The organism is Streptococcus sp. AS20 (assembly GCF_000524255.1).
Classification (GTDB): domain Bacteria; phylum Bacillota; class Bacilli; order Lactobacillales; family Streptococcaceae; genus Streptococcus; species Streptococcus constellatus.
Map to the genome: position 1 here is coordinate 466,860 of NZ_JANS01000005.1, position 16,676 is coordinate 483,535.

General features: G+C 37.8%; 17 protein-coding genes and 1 pseudogene. 10 read left to right on the top strand and 8 right to left on the bottom strand.

Translation table 11 applies throughout. From position 1 onward, the window contains the following. The first annotated feature begins 289 nt into the window (after positions 1 to 289). Entirely contained in the window at positions 290 to 982 is a 693-nt protein-coding gene (locus HMPREF1514_RS03275; protein ID WP_003069464.1) for a YoaK family protein, read from the top strand. An 83-nt stretch (positions 983 to 1,065) separates the two neighbouring features. On the opposite strand, the gene HMPREF1514_RS03280 is transcribed toward HMPREF1514_RS03275, so the two are convergent. The 3 genes and pseudogenes from HMPREF1514_RS03280 to HMPREF1514_RS03290 form a co-directional block, all read right to left on the bottom strand. Further along, complete coding sequence (locus tag HMPREF1514_RS03280) at positions 1,066 to 1,719, bottom strand: DNA alkylation repair protein (protein ID WP_037597263.1); 654 nt, start codon at positions 1,717 to 1,719, stop codon at positions 1,066 to 1,068. Positions 1,720 to 1,723: 4 nt separating this feature from the next. Continuing rightward, positions 1,724 to 2,251 (bottom strand): annotated as a pseudogene (locus HMPREF1514_RS03285) (GNAT family N-acetyltransferase). 98 nt (positions 2,252 to 2,349) lie between these two features. Further along, positions 2,350 to 4,020, bottom strand: a complete 1,671-nt coding sequence (locus tag HMPREF1514_RS03290) for a formate--tetrahydrofolate ligase (protein WP_037597183.1) — start codon at positions 4,018 to 4,020, stop codon at positions 2,350 to 2,352. Between the two features lie 137 nt (positions 4,021 to 4,157). Here HMPREF1514_RS03290 and HMPREF1514_RS03295 point away from each other — a divergent pair, with 137 nt between their 5' ends. The 5 genes from HMPREF1514_RS03295 to HMPREF1514_RS03315 all read left to right on the top strand — a co-directional run bounded on the left by HMPREF1514_RS03295 (position 4,158) and on the right by HMPREF1514_RS03315 (position 8,640). After that, complete coding sequence (locus HMPREF1514_RS03295) at positions 4,158 to 4,850, top strand: phosphopantothenate--cysteine ligase (protein ID WP_037597184.1); 693 nt, start codon at positions 4,158 to 4,160, stop codon at positions 4,848 to 4,850. Beyond that, positions 4,847 to 5,398, top strand: coding sequence for a phosphopantothenoylcysteine decarboxylase (gene coaC, locus HMPREF1514_RS03300; RefSeq protein WP_003069474.1), 552 nt, complete (start codon positions 4,847 to 4,849; stop codon positions 5,396 to 5,398). The genes HMPREF1514_RS03295 and coaC overlap by 4 nt, the downstream gene beginning before the upstream one ends. After that, entirely contained in the window at positions 5,382 to 5,945 is a 564-nt protein-coding gene (locus HMPREF1514_RS03305; RefSeq protein ID WP_006270556.1) for an ECF transporter S component, read from the top strand. Before coaC ends, HMPREF1514_RS03305 begins: the two co-directional genes overlap by 17 nt. A 178-nt stretch (positions 5,946 to 6,123) precedes the next feature. After that, positions 6,124 to 7,842: a phospho-sugar mutase gene (locus HMPREF1514_RS03310; RefSeq protein WP_037597185.1), complete on the top strand. Its 1,719-nt coding sequence runs from the start codon at positions 6,124 to 6,126 to the stop codon at positions 7,840 to 7,842. Positions 7,843 to 8,292: 450 nt separating this feature from the next. Next, positions 8,293 to 8,640: a thiol reductase thioredoxin gene (locus HMPREF1514_RS03315; RefSeq protein WP_037597186.1), complete on the top strand. Its 348-nt coding sequence runs from the start codon at positions 8,293 to 8,295 to the stop codon at positions 8,638 to 8,640. Between the two features lie 115 nt (positions 8,641 to 8,755). Here HMPREF1514_RS03315 and mutY read toward each other — a convergent pair whose 3' ends face one another. The 5 genes from mutY to HMPREF1514_RS03340 all read right to left on the bottom strand — a co-directional run bounded on the left by mutY (position 8,756) and on the right by HMPREF1514_RS03340 (position 13,344). Beyond that, positions 8,756 to 9,925, bottom strand: a complete 1,170-nt coding sequence (mutY, locus tag HMPREF1514_RS03320; protein ID WP_037597187.1) for an A/G-specific adenine glycosylase — start codon at positions 9,923 to 9,925, stop codon at positions 8,756 to 8,758. 71 nt (positions 9,926 to 9,996) lie between these two features. Continuing rightward, on the bottom strand, positions 9,997 to 10,974 hold the full coding sequence (gene pta, locus HMPREF1514_RS03325; RefSeq protein WP_003069485.1) for a phosphate acetyltransferase: 978 nt from the start codon (positions 10,972 to 10,974) through the stop codon (positions 9,997 to 9,999). Positions 10,975 to 10,977: 3 nt separating this feature from the next. After that, on the bottom strand, positions 10,978 to 11,874 hold the full coding sequence (locus tag HMPREF1514_RS03330) for an RluA family pseudouridine synthase (protein ID WP_003069487.1): 897 nt from the start codon (positions 11,872 to 11,874) through the stop codon (positions 10,978 to 10,980). Beyond that, positions 11,871 to 12,689 (bottom strand): NAD kinase, encoded by an 819-nt coding sequence (locus tag HMPREF1514_RS03335; protein ID WP_003069490.1) that lies wholly within the window; start codon positions 12,687 to 12,689, stop codon positions 11,871 to 11,873. The genes HMPREF1514_RS03330 and HMPREF1514_RS03335 overlap by 4 nt, the downstream gene beginning before the upstream one ends. Further along, the gene (locus HMPREF1514_RS03340) at positions 12,673 to 13,344 is read right to left on the bottom strand and encodes a GTP pyrophosphokinase (protein ID WP_037597188.1); all 672 of its coding nucleotides are present in this window, start codon (positions 13,342 to 13,344) and stop codon (positions 12,673 to 12,675) included. Before HMPREF1514_RS03340 ends, HMPREF1514_RS03335 begins: the two co-directional genes overlap by 17 nt. Before the next feature lie 95 nt (positions 13,345 to 13,439). On the opposite strand from HMPREF1514_RS03340, the gene HMPREF1514_RS03345 reads away from it, so the two are divergent. The 4 genes from HMPREF1514_RS03345 (at position 13,440) to HMPREF1514_RS03360 (ending at position 16,522) form a co-directional block, all read left to right on the top strand. After that, a complete protein-coding gene (locus HMPREF1514_RS03345) occupies positions 13,440 to 14,000 on the top strand; it encodes a CYTH domain-containing protein (protein WP_037597189.1) in 561 nt (186 codons plus the stop codon). A gap of 85 nt (positions 14,001 to 14,085) precedes the next feature. After that, positions 14,086 to 15,045, top strand: a complete 960-nt coding sequence (locus tag HMPREF1514_RS03350) for a ribose-phosphate diphosphokinase (protein WP_148132049.1) — start codon at positions 14,086 to 14,088, stop codon at positions 15,043 to 15,045. 9 nt (positions 15,046 to 15,054) lie between these two features. Further along, positions 15,055 to 16,170, top strand: coding sequence for a cysteine desulfurase family protein (locus HMPREF1514_RS03355; protein ID WP_037597192.1), 1,116 nt, complete (start codon positions 15,055 to 15,057; stop codon positions 16,168 to 16,170). Between the two features lie 4 nt (positions 16,171 to 16,174). Further along, on the top strand, positions 16,175 to 16,522 hold the full coding sequence (locus HMPREF1514_RS03360; protein ID WP_003069499.1) for a DUF1831 domain-containing protein: 348 nt from the start codon (positions 16,175 to 16,177) through the stop codon (positions 16,520 to 16,522). The last annotated feature ends 154 nt before the right edge of the window (positions 16,523 to 16,676 follow it).

The following is a 16,676-nucleotide window of genomic DNA, read 5'->3' on the forward strand; positions in this document are numbered from 1 at the left end:
CTACTTTTCTAAAGAATTGAAAAGACTTACAAAAAATCCCTACTAAAAAGTAGGGATTAAGGGCACTTATGTGTGATGAGCAGGTTCACACAACTCATCAAGGTCCGCTCCTGCGTATATGACCTCCCATGCTCAATATGTGACTTACGTCACCTATCGACTCATCGCATGAACCAATCTTACTATACTTATCAAATTATGTCAAGAAAAACTATTACATTCTCAGCTCCTTCCACGTTTGAAATTAACATTTTAAAAGAGTAAAATAATTTTAGGAGGATAAAAAATTATGGATACAACAAAACAGCCTGTCCTTATGCCTCAGGATACGAGAATAATGGCTCTCTTACTTGGTGCTGTAGGTGGCTGCCTTGATGTTTTCTCGCATATGCAATTTAGTACGCTAATCGCAACCCAAACAGGGAATATTCTTTTAATTGTAGCCGACTGGGATGGTCCAACCGTAAAGACGGCTTATCGCATTCTTTCACTTGTCTTCTTTACTTTTGGTTTTATCCTTGGTATTCTACTTAAAGAACAGGCTCAAAGTTCACATTGGCGTACTTGGGGAATCTTACCGTTAACTCTCATCACTTTCCTCTTTCCGTTCTTTCACTCTCATTATTTTATCTGGGTGATATTATTTGCAACCTCTACAGGAATGGTCATGTTAACTTATACAGGCTCAAAAGTCGAGTCTCACCCCTACATGATTATGATGACCTCAGGAAATTATCGGAAAATGGTCACTGCTTGGTACGAGTATATTCGTTTTAAAGAGCGTAGACATATTATTCAAAGGCAGGCTGTTAATTACTCTATGATTGTTGCCAGTTTCATCGGAGGAGCTATTTTCACTGGAGTTCTCACACGCTTCATTCATCAATATGCTATCTGGACAGTCACTGCTATTTTAACCATTATTATCGTCCATTATACTAGATATAATCGTATCCATCATTTAGAACAAAAGAATATTTAACATTACGCAACGCTCTAAACATAATTTAGGGCGTTTTACTATTATCAAAAGCATTCATCAATAAATCGAGACTTTATATACCTTTACAAGTACTTACTTCCTTCCCTGATACTGAGAGATGTCAGACCTTCTTTATGCGTTTGGATAAAATCCCGCACCCAATCAGGGTTAGTCTTTGAATAATCACGTAGCGCCCAGCCAATGGCTTTATTGATAAAAAACTCTGTCTGCCCCAGATTATTGAGAAGGATTTGCTCCAGCAGCAGAACATCCGTTTGCTCTTTTTGAAGTAATTGGTGTTCGATAGCCAATCGGCGCAACCAAATGTCCTCATCCGTACTCCAACCCAATACTATTTTCTTTGTCTCAGGATAGTGTAAACAAATATAACCTACCGAGCGACACAAAAAGTCAATCGTGTCCCACCAAGGCTTTATTTGTGCCAATTTCTTTACCTTTGGCAAATCATTTGAGGTCAAAGATTTTTGTTTTAGTTGTAAATAATCCAGCACCACATATTGCATTTCACGATAGGGATTTTCCCAAGCCTGATTGATAAATTTCCAATCTATCGTAGACTTGTGACTTTTCTTAAAAACTATTTTAGAAATTTGCCGCCTAATAGGTGTCTTTACTCCTAAAAATTCAAACTGATTTTTCATATACACCTTCATGTGAACCGCATCATCACTGTTAGCTACTTCTTTTAAATCTTGAAAAATATCTTCTGCTTTCATATCACTATTCATTTTCAAGCCCCATATCTTTAAATAATTTAATCGGTTCTGCTGGTTTACCCAAACTCTTCTGCAACCACGTTGTTATCGTGCCATTGACCAAATTTGTAACCAATTTTGGGAAAATGATCCACTTGCTGGTAACTACGTTTTTTATGGAAAGAAATACTGGCATCATTCAGCAGGGCAATACAAGCTAGAAAATGGACAATGCCTTGCTGTTCAATAATCATCATAGAGGGAGCTGCCTCCCCACGACCACGACTCTCACTAGCTACATAAACTGACAATTCAGCCGCCCAATTGTAGGCCTCTCGATTATCATAAGTCGAAACATATGCATAACCGAAAATTTCCCCATTTTCCTCTGCCACTAGATAAGGATATTTTTTCAAAGTCTTTTCAATACGATCGGTAAATTCTTCGGCGCTGGGAATCTGGCATTCAAATGTAATAGCAGTATTTCTACATAAAGAGCGTAGAGCGCTACAAGGGATGCAACATCAGATTTATGAGCTAATCTAATGTTCATCCTAACGACTCTTTCCTTCCAACCTTTTTATTTAAGCCTATACAACTATACATAGTTTACCAAATTCAAAAATAAAAGGCTCTTGCGAACCTTGTTATTTAAAACAGTCCAATCACTGTACCATCTGCTGCTACGTCCATGTTGAGTGCTGCAGGTCGTTTTGGCAAGCCGGGCATCGTCATAACATCACCAGTTAGGGCGACAATAAAACCTGCACCCAATTTTGGAACTACTTCGCGGATAGTGATTTCAAAGTTTTCTGGCGCTCCCAGAAGATTTGGATTATCTGAAAAACTGTACTGGGTCTTGGCCATACAAATTGGCAGCTTATCCCAGCCGTTCTTGACAATTTGAGAAATTTGAATTTTTGCTTTCTTTTCAAAATTAATTTTTGTTCCACGATAGATTTCCTTGACAATTTTCTCGATTTTTTCTTCAACTGTCAGATTATTATCATAGAGTCGAGTGTATTTGGCGGGTCTCGTTTCAATCGTTTTGACCACAACTTCCGCAAGAGCCAGTCCACCGTCAGCACCATCTGCCCAGACACTAGCTAATTCCACAGGTACATCAATTTGAGCACAAAGTACTTTCAGCTCAGCAATTTCAGCTTCTGTATCAGAAACAAACTCATTGATTGCTACAACAGCTGGAATGCCAAATTTACGGATATTTTCCACATGACGTTTGAGGTTGGCAAATCCAGCCCGCACTGCTTCTACATTTTCTTCGGTCAAGGCATCCTTGGCTACACCTCCGTTCATCTTAAGAGCACGGAGTGTTGCTACGATAACGACAGCATCCGGTGAAGTTGGTAAGTTTGGTGTCTTGATATCTAGGAATTTCTCAGCCCCTAGATCCGCGCCAAAACCAGCTTCAGTCACTGTGTAGTCCGCCAAATGCAGAGCTGTTGTTGTCGCCAGAACAGAATTACAGCCATGAGCGATATTGGCAAACGGTCCGCCGTGAACAAATGCAGGAGTTCCATAAATAGTCTGTACTAGATTCGGCTTTATAGCATCTTTCAAAATAAGAGCAAGAGCTCCCTCTACTTCCAAATCTCGAACATAAACAGGCGTCCGATCATGACGATAACCAATAACGATACTAGCTAAACGTTCTTTCAAGTCTTCAATACTTGTCGATAAGCAGAGAATAGCCATTATTTCAGATGCAACCGTAATATCAAAACCATCTTCCCGTGGAATTCCATTAACTGGGCTCCCCAGACCGACAGTAACGTGCCGCAAAGCACGGTCGTTCAAATCTACCACGCGCTTCCAAATGATACGCCGTTGGTCAATTCTTAAATCATTTCCTTGATGAAGATGATTGTCAATCAGAGCAGAAAGAGCATTGTTAGCGGTAGTAATCGCATGCATATCTCCTGTAAAATGCAGGTTGATGTCCTCCATTGGTAGAACCTGTGCATAACCCCCTCCAGCAGCTCCGCCTTTAATTCCCATAACTGGCCCAAGAGACGGTTCTCGAATCGCAATCATGGTTTTCTTTCCGATTTTGTTAAGAGCATCTGCTAAACCAATGGTAATTGTCGATTTCCCTTCTCCGGCAGATGTCGGATTAATCGCTGTTACCAAAATCAACTTACCAACTGGACTCTTTTGCAATTTCTGAATCTTATCAAAAGACAATTTAGCTTTGTATTTGCCATAAAGTTCTAAATCATCATAATCAATTCCAACTTTTTCCACCACATCAGCAATGGGCTGCAAGTCAACACTCTGAGCAATTTCTATATCCGTTTTCATTTGGAATCCTCCAGTTTTGATAAGATTATTATACCAAAAAATAAAGAAAACAAATTCTTTTAAAGCTAAACTTCTCAAAAACGTTCGGAAAAGTCTTTTTTATTTACGAATTAACTTTTTTTGTGTAAAATTTAGTTATGAAACTATTGATTACTTCTGGCGGAACGAGCGAGAAAATTGATCAAGTTCGTTCTATTACAAATCACTCGACAGGAAAACTCAGTGCACTTATTGCGGAAAGTTTTTTGGCACGAGGCGATAAGGTCACCTTAGTCACTACACAGAGTGCTGTCAAACCCGCTTCTCATCCGAACTTAACCATTCAAATTATTAAAAATGTACAAGATTTGCTGGCAACAATGCAGCCTTTGGTCAAAACTCATGATGTTTTAATTCATTCAATGGCCGTTTCTGACTATACTCCTATTTATATGGCAGGATTTGACCAAATCACTGCTTCGCAGGATTTAACAGAGTTTTTGAACAAAACAAACGTCCAAGGGAAGATTTCATCACAAGATGATTATCAGGTTCTCTTCCTCAAACAAACGCCGAAAATTATCAGCCAAGTAAAAAAATGGAATCCCAATATCCGTCTAATTGGTTTTAAACTCTTAGTTGATGTTTCTAAGGAAAAATTATTGGCAGTTGCTCGTGCCAGCCTTATAAAAAATCAAGCTGAAATAATTGTGGCAAATGACTTGGATCATATTTCCAATCATCAACATCATGCTTACTTAGTTAAACAAGATTCTGTAATAGAAGCAACCACTAAAGAAGAAATTGCTCAACTATTGCTTACACATATTCATGCAAAGGACAATCTATGAAACATATCACATTAGCTGTCACGGGAAGTATTGCCGCCTATAAAGCTGCTGACTTGACTAGTCAATTGACTAAAGAAGACTTTGCGGTTACGGTACTGATGACACAGGCTGCAACTGAATTTATTACACCTTTGACTTTGCAAGTTTTGTCAAAAAATCTAGTTCACTCAGATGTCATGAAAGAGCCTGCGCCAAACAAGGTCAATCACATTGAAATCGCTAAGCAAACAGATCTCTTCTTAGTGGCACCCGCTTCTGCCAATACCATCGCTAAATTAGCCAGTGGCTTTGCAGACAATATGATAACAAGCACTGCTCTCGCTTTGCCTATAACAGTCAAAAAAGTGCTATCTCCTGCTATGAATACAAAAATGTATGAAAATCCAATCACACAAGAAAATCTATCTAAACTAGAAAAATACGGCTGGCAAATTATTCAGCCTAAAGAAACTGTCCTAGCTTGTGGTGACCACGGAATCGGCGCCCTTGCTTCTGTAGAAACGATTATAAAAAAAGTAAAGGAAATGATTTATGAAAAAACAATCTAATATTGCTCAAATTGCTATCTTTTTTGCTATTATGCTCGTCATTCATCTATTGAGTTCGGTGATATTCAACCTATTCCCCGTCCCGATTAAACCAACGATTGTTCATATTCCTGTTATTATTGCTAGTATCCTTTATGGACCAAAAGTTGGCGCACTTTTAGGTGCTTTAATGGGAATTATTAGTTTAGTTACAAATACAATTGTCCTCTTGCCAACAAGTCATCTATTTAGTCCATTTGTTCCTAATGGGAATATTTATTCGCTTATCATCGCTCTCGTTCCGCGAATTTTAATCGGAGTCACACCTTATTTTGTTTATAAATATCTTAAAAATAAGACTGGACTTATATTAGCAGGAACAGTTGGTTCATTGACAAATACCATATTTGTTTTAGGAGGGATTTTCCTACTATTCTCCAAAGTGTATAACGGAAACATTCAGTTGCTGCTTGCCTCTGTCATTTCAACCAATTCTATTGCTGAAATGATTATTTCTGCGGTTTTGACGGTTACCATTATCCCAGCACTTGAAAAAGTTAGAAAATAATCACGTGAAAACGTGATTTTTTTATGAAAAAATGCTATAATGAAAACGGTTAAATAATAAAAAGTTTAGAATTCTAAGAAAAATAAAATGTTCATCATTCCGCTAAGGAAAGAAAATTAGCTGCTATTTTTCAGATGTTTTCATAAACTTTCCAAATTTGATAAAAGGAGACTTCACAATGACTTATCAAGATAATTTCAAAAAATGGTTTAATTTTACAGAACTTCCAGACTACCTTCGTAAAGAATTGGATTCGATGGACGAAAAGACAAAAGAAGATGCTTTTTATACAAATCTTGAATTTGGTACCGCTGGTATGCGTGGCTTGATTGGTGCAGGTACAAATCGTATCAATATTTATGTCGTTCGTCAGGCAACTGAAGGTTTAGCACGTTTGATTGATGAAAAAGGTGAGGATTTCAAAAAACGCGGTGTCGCTATTGCTTATGACTCTCGCCATTTCTCACCAGAGTTTGCCTTTGAATCTGCTGCGGTTTTAGCAAAACATGGCATTAAATCTTACGTATTTGAAAGTCTCCGTCCGACACCAGAATTATCATTTGCAGTTCGTCACTTAAAAGCTTTTGCCGGGATTATGATTACAGCCAGCCACAACCCTGCTCCATTTAATGGCTATAAAGTTTATGGCGAAGATGGTGGTCAAATGCCACCTCATGATGCTGATGCTCTAACAGCTTATATTCGTGCCATTGAAAATCCATTTACTATTGAAGTAACTGATGTTGAAGCCGAAAAAGCTTCTGGTTTGATTGAAGTTATTGGTGAAACTATTGATGCCGAATATCTCAAGGAAGTTAAAGACGTCAACATCAACCAACAATTGATTAAAGAATACGGCAAAGACATGAAGATCGTCTACACTCCGCTTCACGGTACAGGTGAAATGTTAGCACGTCGAGCATTTGCCCAAGCTGGTTTTGATTCTGTTCAGGTTGTTGAAGCTCAATGTGTGCCAGATCCAGACTTTTCTACTGTCAAATCACCAAACCCAGAAAACCAGGCGGCTTTCTCTCTCGCTGAAGAATTGGGACGCAAAGTTGGTGCGGACGTCCTTGTCGCAACAGACCCAGATGCTGACCGTGTTGGTGTTGAAGTTCTCCAAAAAGATGGTAGCTATCGCAATCTTTCAGGAAATCAAATTGGTGCAATTATGGCTAAGTACATCTTGGAAGCTCACAAGACAGCTGGAACACTTCCTGCAAATGCAGCACTTTGCAAATCTATTGTATCTACCGATCTTGTAGCCAAGATTGCTGAAAGCTACGGCGCAACCATGTTCAACGTCTTAACTGGTTTCAAATTTATCGCTGAAAAGATCCAAGAATTTGAAGAAAAACACAATCACACTTATATGATGGGCTTTGAAGAAAGCTTTGGCTACTTGATTAAACCATTTGTACGTGACAAAGATGCGATCCAAGCGGTATTAGTTGTTGCAGAATTGGCTGCCTATTATCGTTCTCGCGGCTTGACTCTTGCAGACGGAATCGAAGAAATCTACAAAGAATATGGTTATTATGCTGAAAAGACAATTTCAGTCACCTTGTCTGGCGTTGATGGCGCTGAACAAATCAAGGCAATAATGAGTAAGTTCCGTGATAATGCACCAAAAGAATTCAATGCTACTGCTATTGCAGTCACAGAAGATTTCAAAGCTCAGACTGCCACTACTACTGATGGAACAGTCACTGCCCTTACAACACCCCCTAGTGATGTATTAAAATATACGCTTACTGATGGTTCATGGATTGCTGTACGTCCTTCAGGAACAGAACCAAAAATCAAATTCTATATTGCCGTTGTTGGGAATTCCAGCCAAGACGCTCAAGCAAAAATTGATACAATTGAAGCAGAAATCAACGACTTTGTACAATAAGCAGAAAAACTGAAGCCTTTGGTTTCGGAATCTCACTTCTATAATCTTCAAATTTCGAGTCTGGGACGATCATGTCTCAGACTCGACTGCTTTTATAATAAAGAACAGTGCTTTGAATCTGCTTTGCAAGCCACAAATGCCATTCGCTTTTCAAACTTAAAAAGAATGACTAATAAAAAATAAGGGAACTATATAGTAGTTTACACCAATCACAATATGGAGTATTTTAAAATAAGATTTTTGTAAATTTTACAACTAAACTTTGTGATTGTGTAAACAGGTATATAATTCCAAAGAAAATAATCTTTTCTCTATTTACAACTTCCAACAGTCTAGTAGGCTGTCGCTTTGTCTCATTCATCTTTCAATATTTTACTTTTCATTTCAAATCTCTGCATTATTTTTATATTTATGGCATACTGGAATGAGCAAAAGAAATGAGGTTATTTTATGAAAAAATTTGCACAAGATATCAAAGTTTTAGAAATGACTACTGTTAATCGTGCTCGAAAAGCTATTGCAAACAAGGAAACAGCTACATTTTTCATTGGTCGAAAAACATGTCCTTACTGTCGTAAATTCGCCACTACGCTAGCTAGTGTTGTCGCTGAAACCCAAGCACACATTTTCTTTATCAACAGTGAGGAACCTAGTGAACTGGAAGAACTCCAAGCTTTTCGTTCCGAATATGGAATCCCAACTGTGCCAGGATTTTTACACACAGAGAATGGTCAGGTGACTGTCCGTTGTGACTCTTCTATGACGGCTGACGAAATCAAGACATTCGCTCACTTATAAAAATGAAGCTGGAATTAAAATTTCCAGCCTCAAAGTATATTATAAACTAACTAAGCAGTAACTTTTTACTATCACCAAACGAGGCAGGGATCATATCGTCCCTGTCTCTTAATATTTAATTTCCTTTTAATTTTCCTTTTTGAAAGGCTTGCCACATCTTTTGCTGAGGTTTAGCAAATGGATAGTTGTCAAATTCATCAGGATGCAACCATAAAACTTGTTCCTGTTTAGGCATTTCCGTAGCATTTACTACCTGACCATAAAGTAAACGGATCTGCCACTTGCGATGACTAAATACATGCTGAATCTGTGGGAAGTGTACTGACTGCCAATCCACTACTACATCATAATCCTGTTCAAAGCTTTCTTTGGGAGATAAGTCAAATGAAACTTGATTTTCAGCTATTTCAAAAAGCGATAACTGTTCATCATCAGGAAATTCACCTACTTCAATTAAAGGAAAATGCCAAAATCCGGCCAAAAGGCCGCTAGTCTCATTTTTTTCCAAAAGAAACTGTCCTTGAGCATCTTGGATAATCAAACCATATAAATAAACTGGAACTGGTTTTTTCTTAGGAGCTTTGATAGGGTACTTCTCCATGGTTCCATGTAAGTAAGCAGCACTAAATTCCTTTACAGGGCTATCTTCTGGTCGAGGATTCACCGGTGCTTCAATATCTGAACCCAAATCCATCAGAGCTTGGTTAAAATCTCCTGGCCTTTCGGGATCGATCAACATTTCCATCATAGTTTGAAAAACTTTCCGATTGGCTGGAATACCAATGTCTAAATTCACCTCAAACAAACGACTCAAAACTCGCATCACATTCCCATCAACAGCTGGCTCTGGCAATCCAAAAGCAATACTAGCGATAGCGCCTGCTGTATAAGGACCAATCCCTTTAAGACTGAAAATTCCTTCGTAAGTGTGAGGAAACTCACCCTCAAACTCTGCCACAATCTGCTGAGCCGCCTCTTGCATATTGCGCACTCGCGAATAATATCCTAGTCCCTCCCATGCTTTTAATAAGCGTTCTTCTGGTGCGATTGCCAAATCTTTGACTGTCGGAAACCAATCCAAAAAGCGCTCATAGTAAGGAATGACCATGTCTACCCGTGTTTGCTGAAGCATAATTTCTGAAATCCAGATATGATAAGGATTGTTGCTTCTCCGCCAAGGCAGATCACGTTTATTTTCATCATACCACATTAGTAACTTTTGGCGAAAGGATGTAATTTTTTCATCCTCCCACATTTCAATTCCGTATTTCTTCAAATCTAACATGAATTTAGTATATCATAAAATAAAACAAGAACCCAGAAAGTGAACTCTGGATTCTTTGTCATTCTTCTAATCTAATAATGACCAACTACTTGGCTGGCAGTAATTAACGTCAATTTATAAACATCGTCAGCATTACATCCTCGTGAAAGATCATTTACTGGATGATTCAACCCTTGCAAAATAGGACCAACTGCTGAAAAACCGCCAAGACGCTCTGCCATTTTATAGCTGATATTTCCAGCTTCGATACTAGGAAAGACGAAAACAGTCGCTTGTCCAGCTACATTGCTGCCAGGAGCCTTTAATTCTGCTGTTTTAGGTACAAAAGCTGCGTCAAATTGTAATTCTCCATCAATGGCAAGGTCAGGTCGCATTTCCTGCGCTAGTTTTGTGGCTTCAACGACTTTATCAACCTTTTCACCAAATCCAGATCCTTTAGTTGAATAACTAAGCATCGCTACTTTCGGATCAATACCAAAGATTTGTGCAGTTAATGCTGAGTTAATGGCAATTTCTGCTAATGTTTTAGCGTCTGGATCAATATTGATGGCACAATCACTGAAAACATAACGTTCATCGTCACGAACCATGAGAAAAGCACCAGATGTACGAGAAACCCAAGGAAGGGTTTTAATAATTTGAAGGGCTGGGCGAACTGTGCTTGCAGTAGAATGAACTGCACCAGAAACCATCCCTTGTACTTTTCCAAGATAAACGAGCATGACACCAAAATAATTGACATCCTCTTTCAAGAGTTTCCGAGCTTCGTCTTCTGTGATTTTTCCTTTACGGCGTTCAACGAAAGCTGCCACCATTTCTTCAAAGCAAGAACAATTTTGAGGATCAATAACCTCATAACCATCTGTCACACTTTCAATCTCAAGATAAATCCGAATTTTTTCAGGATTTCCTAACAAAACAGGTGTAATACTTGTTTCATTTACCAAACGTTTTGTCGCTTGAAGAATACGTGGTTCTTCACCTTCTGGTAGAACAATTTTTACTTCTTTGTCTTGAAGTGCTTCACGAATCGTTTCAAAAATTTTCATGTTTTACTCCTTTTTATTGCTTAATTTTTGAATCACTGCTTGGAAATCTTCCGGAAGAGGACTCGATTTATTCACAACTTCCTCATGAAATGGATTGTAAAAACGCAATGAATGGCAATGAAGAGCTTGTCGTGTCATGCCATCTGTCAAGCTGCCACCATACAAATCATCTCCTAATAACGGAAAGCCAATATAAGAAAAATGTACCCTAATCTGGTGTGTCCGTCCTGTGTGAAGATGAATATCGACAAGATAAACATCACCATATTGCGCTAGAACCTTATAGCTCGTATGAGCATATTTCCCATTTTTCGCTACACAGCGTGTAATAATACTGCTATCTTCTCGCGCGATGGGAGCAACAATGTCTCCTTCTGGCTTTAACGGTTCAGAACCCTTGACCAAAGCATAATAATGTTTCTCAATGATTTTCTTTTGCAACTGCTTGTCCAGTCTTGCATGAGCATAACCATGTTTTGCAAACAGCATCAGACCACTTGTATCTTTATCCAAACGTGTCACAATATGAATCTGTTGATTTTCATAATGATTAGAAATGTAATAAGCTTTTACAAAATTTGCCATTGTATTAGAATGATTCACACTAGGAATGCTTGCTATACCAGATGGCTTATTCAAAATTAGAAAATGTTCATCTTCATAGACAATTTCTAATTCTCTTTCTACTGCTCGTAGACTGCTAAAACTTTCTTCAGCTGGAATATCGATGGCAACTTTGTCGCCAATATCTAACAAATAAATGGCATTTTGCTTCTTACCATTTACGTGAATATCTCCACCAGAAAACTTAATTTTTGCGAGTAAACTTTTGGAAATTTCGTGCTTTTTTAAAAAGGTCTTAACTTTAACATGTTCATCTGCGGTAAATTCAAACCTCATTCCTCCACCTCGCCAATAAAAGCATCTTTTACACGATTCCAGAAACTCGTATGACTCGGTGTAGCAAGAAAGTTAATCTTATGTTGATCAATTTGAAATTCAATTTTAGAAATATTGTTTATCATAAAATTCTGATTGTCAATCGAAATCGCATGTCGGTCATTCCAAGTCGGCACGATTTCAATTTTATCTTTCTTAGGAACGATAATTGAGGAGCCCAGGGTTCGAAACACACGATTATTTAAGCTTGCAACTTCTGCAATCTGAAGAGCTTCAATCGTTGGATGCAGAACAGCTCCGCCTAACGATTTATTGTAAGCTGTACTTCCTGTCGGAGTTGATACTGAAATGCCATCACCACGAAAGCGCTCAAAATGGACTTGATTGATAATAACATCGGCGACCATTGTTCGTCCAGAACGCTTGATTGTCGCTTCGTTTAATGCACGCTTTATACAAATTTCATTATTTCCATGGAAAATTTTAACATTTAAAATCGGATAGGACACTTTCGCACCAGTATCTAATTTTAAGTTATTAATTAATTTGTCCAATTCAAAATCTCGATAATCCGTATAAAAGCCCAAATGTCCCGTATGGACACCGACAAAACGAACTTTATCCAACTGCTCTTCATACTTATGAAAAGCTGATAAAAGCATCCCGTCGCCACCGATTGAAATGACAATGTCAGGATTATTATCATTCAAAATAAAATGATTTTGCTTTAATTTTTGTTTTAATTGGCGACAAATTTCTTGGCTTTGCCGTCTGCGATTACTGATAATTCCTATTCTTTTATCTGTATTCTTCATCTGTATCGTCACTATTTCCTACGCCGTCATTCAATTTGCGACTGATTGGGTCAAATAAAGCTTGCGCTTCTTGAATATCATCACGAATTTTCCCCATTTCTTCGTCCAATTGATAGGCGATTTTTGCGGTAATCTCCAGACGTTTCTTAATTTCATCTGGAAATTCACCCTTATATTTATAATTCAGCGAATGTTCAATTGTTGCCCAAAAGTTCATGGACAAAGTGCGGATTTGAATCTCTGCAAAAACTGTTTTGTTGCCATCAATGGTATCAACCGGGTATTCAATAATGACATGATAACTTCGATATCCACTAGCCTTACGGTTTTTAATATAGTCTCGCTCTTGAACAATCCGCATATCATGCCGCTTTCGCAAAACATCCAAAACTTCTTCCACATCATCCACAAATTGAACCATGACCCGCAAACCTGCTATATCTTGCATATCTTGCGCTAGATTTTCCTCTTTAATCCCGCGCAAAGCCATTTTTTCTTTGATACTTTCTATCGGTTTTACACGACCTGTCACAAACTCAATCGGAGAATGCTTTTTTTGTTTTCGATACTGTTTACGAATCCCACGCAATTTGATCTTTAATTCACCAACCGCTTGAATATAAGGATCCAGAAACTCTTCCCACTCTAATTGCATACACTCACCTTGTCATTTTACTTAATTTTTTATAAAATAAACACAATACTTATTATAACATAAATCGCTTTCAAACAAAAGAAAAGGATTGGAAAATGAATCATTTGGAAATTGAATACAAAACGCTTCTGACAAAAAATGAGTACCAACAGCTGTTACCACTGTTTTCAGAGATAAAAGCTACCAAGCAGATGAACTACTATATTGACACAGCCGACTTTTCAATTCGAGATGCAAAAATGGCACTTCGGATTCGTACTTTTGAAACTCGTGCCGAATTAACTTTGAAAATTCCGCAGCAGGTCGGTAATATGGAATACAATCAATTTCTCACTTTAGAAGAGTCTCACACTTTCATCAATACATGTGTGCTACCTGAAGGAAAAATACGCACCCTGCTGACTCAAGCTGCTATCAACCTCGAGAAATTAAAGGTTCTAGGGAGCTTGACAACTATTCGCTATGAAAAAGAAACTACTATTGGCTTGATGGCACTTGATGAAAATCATTATTTTGACAAAACAGACTACGAATTAGAGCTGGAAGTGACTGATGCTGAAATTGGAAAAGAACAATTCAATTACTTTTTACAAGCTCATCATATCCATTATAAATATGCAAAACCTAAAGTTGCAAGATTTGCTCAAAACTTATGAATAAAAAGCTGAAATTTTGCTTATTTTTTGATAAAATGGAGTGTAGAAATCAAAAAGGAGTCTTATATAAGTTATGATGGATATACTGACGGATAAAGCACAGATGAAGTTGTTTGCACTAAATTCCAATCACGATATCGCCGAAAAAATTGCTCAAGCTGCTGGCGTATCTCTTGGAAAACTATCCTCACGTCAATTTTCAGATGGTGAAATTCAAGTTAACATCGAAGAAAGTGTACGTGGTTTTGATGTATTTATCATTCAGTCAACGAGTTTCCCTGTCAATAATCATTTGATGGAACTTCTCATCATGGTGGATGCCTGCAATCGCGCTAGCGCTAACTCTGTCAATGTCGTGATGCCATATTTTGGCTATGCGCGCCAGGATCGCACTGCTGCTCCTCGTGAACCAATTACGGCAAAACTGGTAGCAAATATGTTGGTAAAGGCAGGAGTTGATCGTGTTCTGACCCTTGATTTGCATGCTGTTCAAGTTCAAGGTTTCTTTGATATCCCCGTTGATAACCTTTACACTGTCCCTCTCTTTGCCAAACATTACTGTGAAAAGGGCTTGTCTGGTGAAGATGTTGTTGTGGTTAGTCCAAAAAATTCTGGTGTTAAACGTGCTAGAAGCTTAGCAGAGCATTTAGATGCTCCGATTGCGATTATCGACTACGCTCAAGACGATACCCACCGTAACGAAGGCTATATTATCGGAGATGTAGCTGGGAAAAAAGCTATCCTTATTGATGATATTTTAAATACTGGTCGTACATTTGCTGAAGCCTCAAAAATTGTTGAACGCGAAGGTGCAACAGAAATTTATGCAGTTTCTAGTCATGGTTTGTTTGTTGAGGGAGCCGCTGAAAAGTTAGATAACTCTCCTATCAAAGAAATCCTGGTTACTGACTCAGTTGCAACGAAAGAAAAAACTCCGAAAAATGTTCAATACATTACTGCAAGCGAGCTAATTGGAGACGCAATCGTTCGTATCCATAAAAGAAAACCAGTCAGTCCACTGTTTGCTTACAATAAAAAGAAATAAGGAGAAATCTTGATTTATTTCGATAATGCAGCAACAACTCCTATGTCAAAGACTGCTATGACTGCTATGACACAGGTTATGGAAAATACCTTTGGCAATCCATCTAGTATCCATAACCACGGCAGAGCTGCTAGTAAAATTCTTCGCAAAGCCCGACAAGAACTTGCTGACCTACTTCATACTAAAAGTCAACATATCATCTTTACATCAGGTGGGACAGAAAGTAACAATACAGCCATAAAAGGGTATGCCTTAACCCATCAAGACCAAGGAAAGCACATCATCACCACCGCTATCGAACATCATTCTGTGCTTGCAACTATTGAATATCTGGTAGATAAGTTTGGCTTTGAAGCGACTTATATCCAACCCCAAAATGGAGAAATCACAGCTCAGCAAATAAAAGAAGCTCTTAGAGAGGATACTATACTTGTCTCCACTATGTATGCCAACAATGAAACTGGCTACCTGCTTCCAATCAAAGAAATTGCTGAAGTTTTGAAACATCATCCCGCTGCTTATCATGTGGATGCAGTACAAATTATGGGCAAATTACCTGTGTATCCTGAAGAACTAGGAATTGATTTTATGAGTGCATCAGCTCATAAATTTCATGGTCCTAAAGGCATTGGTTTCTTGTATGCCAATCAGATGAAATTTGATAAATTTTTACATGGCGGAGATCAAGAAGATAAAAGACGTGCAGGTACTGAAAATTTAGCAGCTATAGCTGGAATGATTGCAGCTTTAAAAGAAAATCTTAAGGGCTATCCAGAAAATATAAGTCATGTGGAAAGCTTAAAAAAACAGCTTCTCGCTGAACTGGACGGAATAGACTACTATGTCAATAATGATTCTCATACACTTCCCTATGTAATAAATCTTGGCTTTCCTAAACAGGCTAATGACTTATTACTAATGCGTTTAGACTTGGCAGGAATTTCTATTTCAACCGGATCTGCTTGTACAGCAGGTACAGTTGAACCAAGTCACGTTCTTGAAGCTTTGTATGGTAGTGATTCAGAGCGATTAAAGGAATCTATCCGCATTAGCTTTTCAGAACAAAATACTTCAGAAGAAGTTCACCAATTTACCACAATATTAAAAGAAATTTTAGGAGGATAAATAGATGGCTTTTCAGACCACTATTCACTTAAAAGATTGCCCATACAGCTACTCTCTTGGAGAAAACGTAAAAAAATTTACTTTGCGCGATAACACTTTTTCTGAAACAAAAGTTGGAAATTATGAATTAACACGTTTATTAGAAAGTGTTCCAAATAGTGGTGATGGTTTTTTGTTAAAAATCATTATCAACAAAGAGCTCTCAGGTGTGAAAATCAATATTACAGACAAATCTGGTCTTCGCTTGGTTAACATTTTCAAATCAGAAACCAATCAGATCATTCAAGAAAAATTTTATTTTCTAATGGATAGTTTGGTTGAACGTGGTATTTTCACCAAACAAGAACATTAAGTAAAATAGCTATAGCTCAACAGTTCATTTTAGAACTGTAAAAAGATAAAAAATAGAGTAGGGTGACAAATCGAAAGTTTTGGTTTTTGTCCTACTCCTTTTTTATTTCCATCAAATAAGTTGATTTTTTCACAAACTTTCTATAAAATAGTCT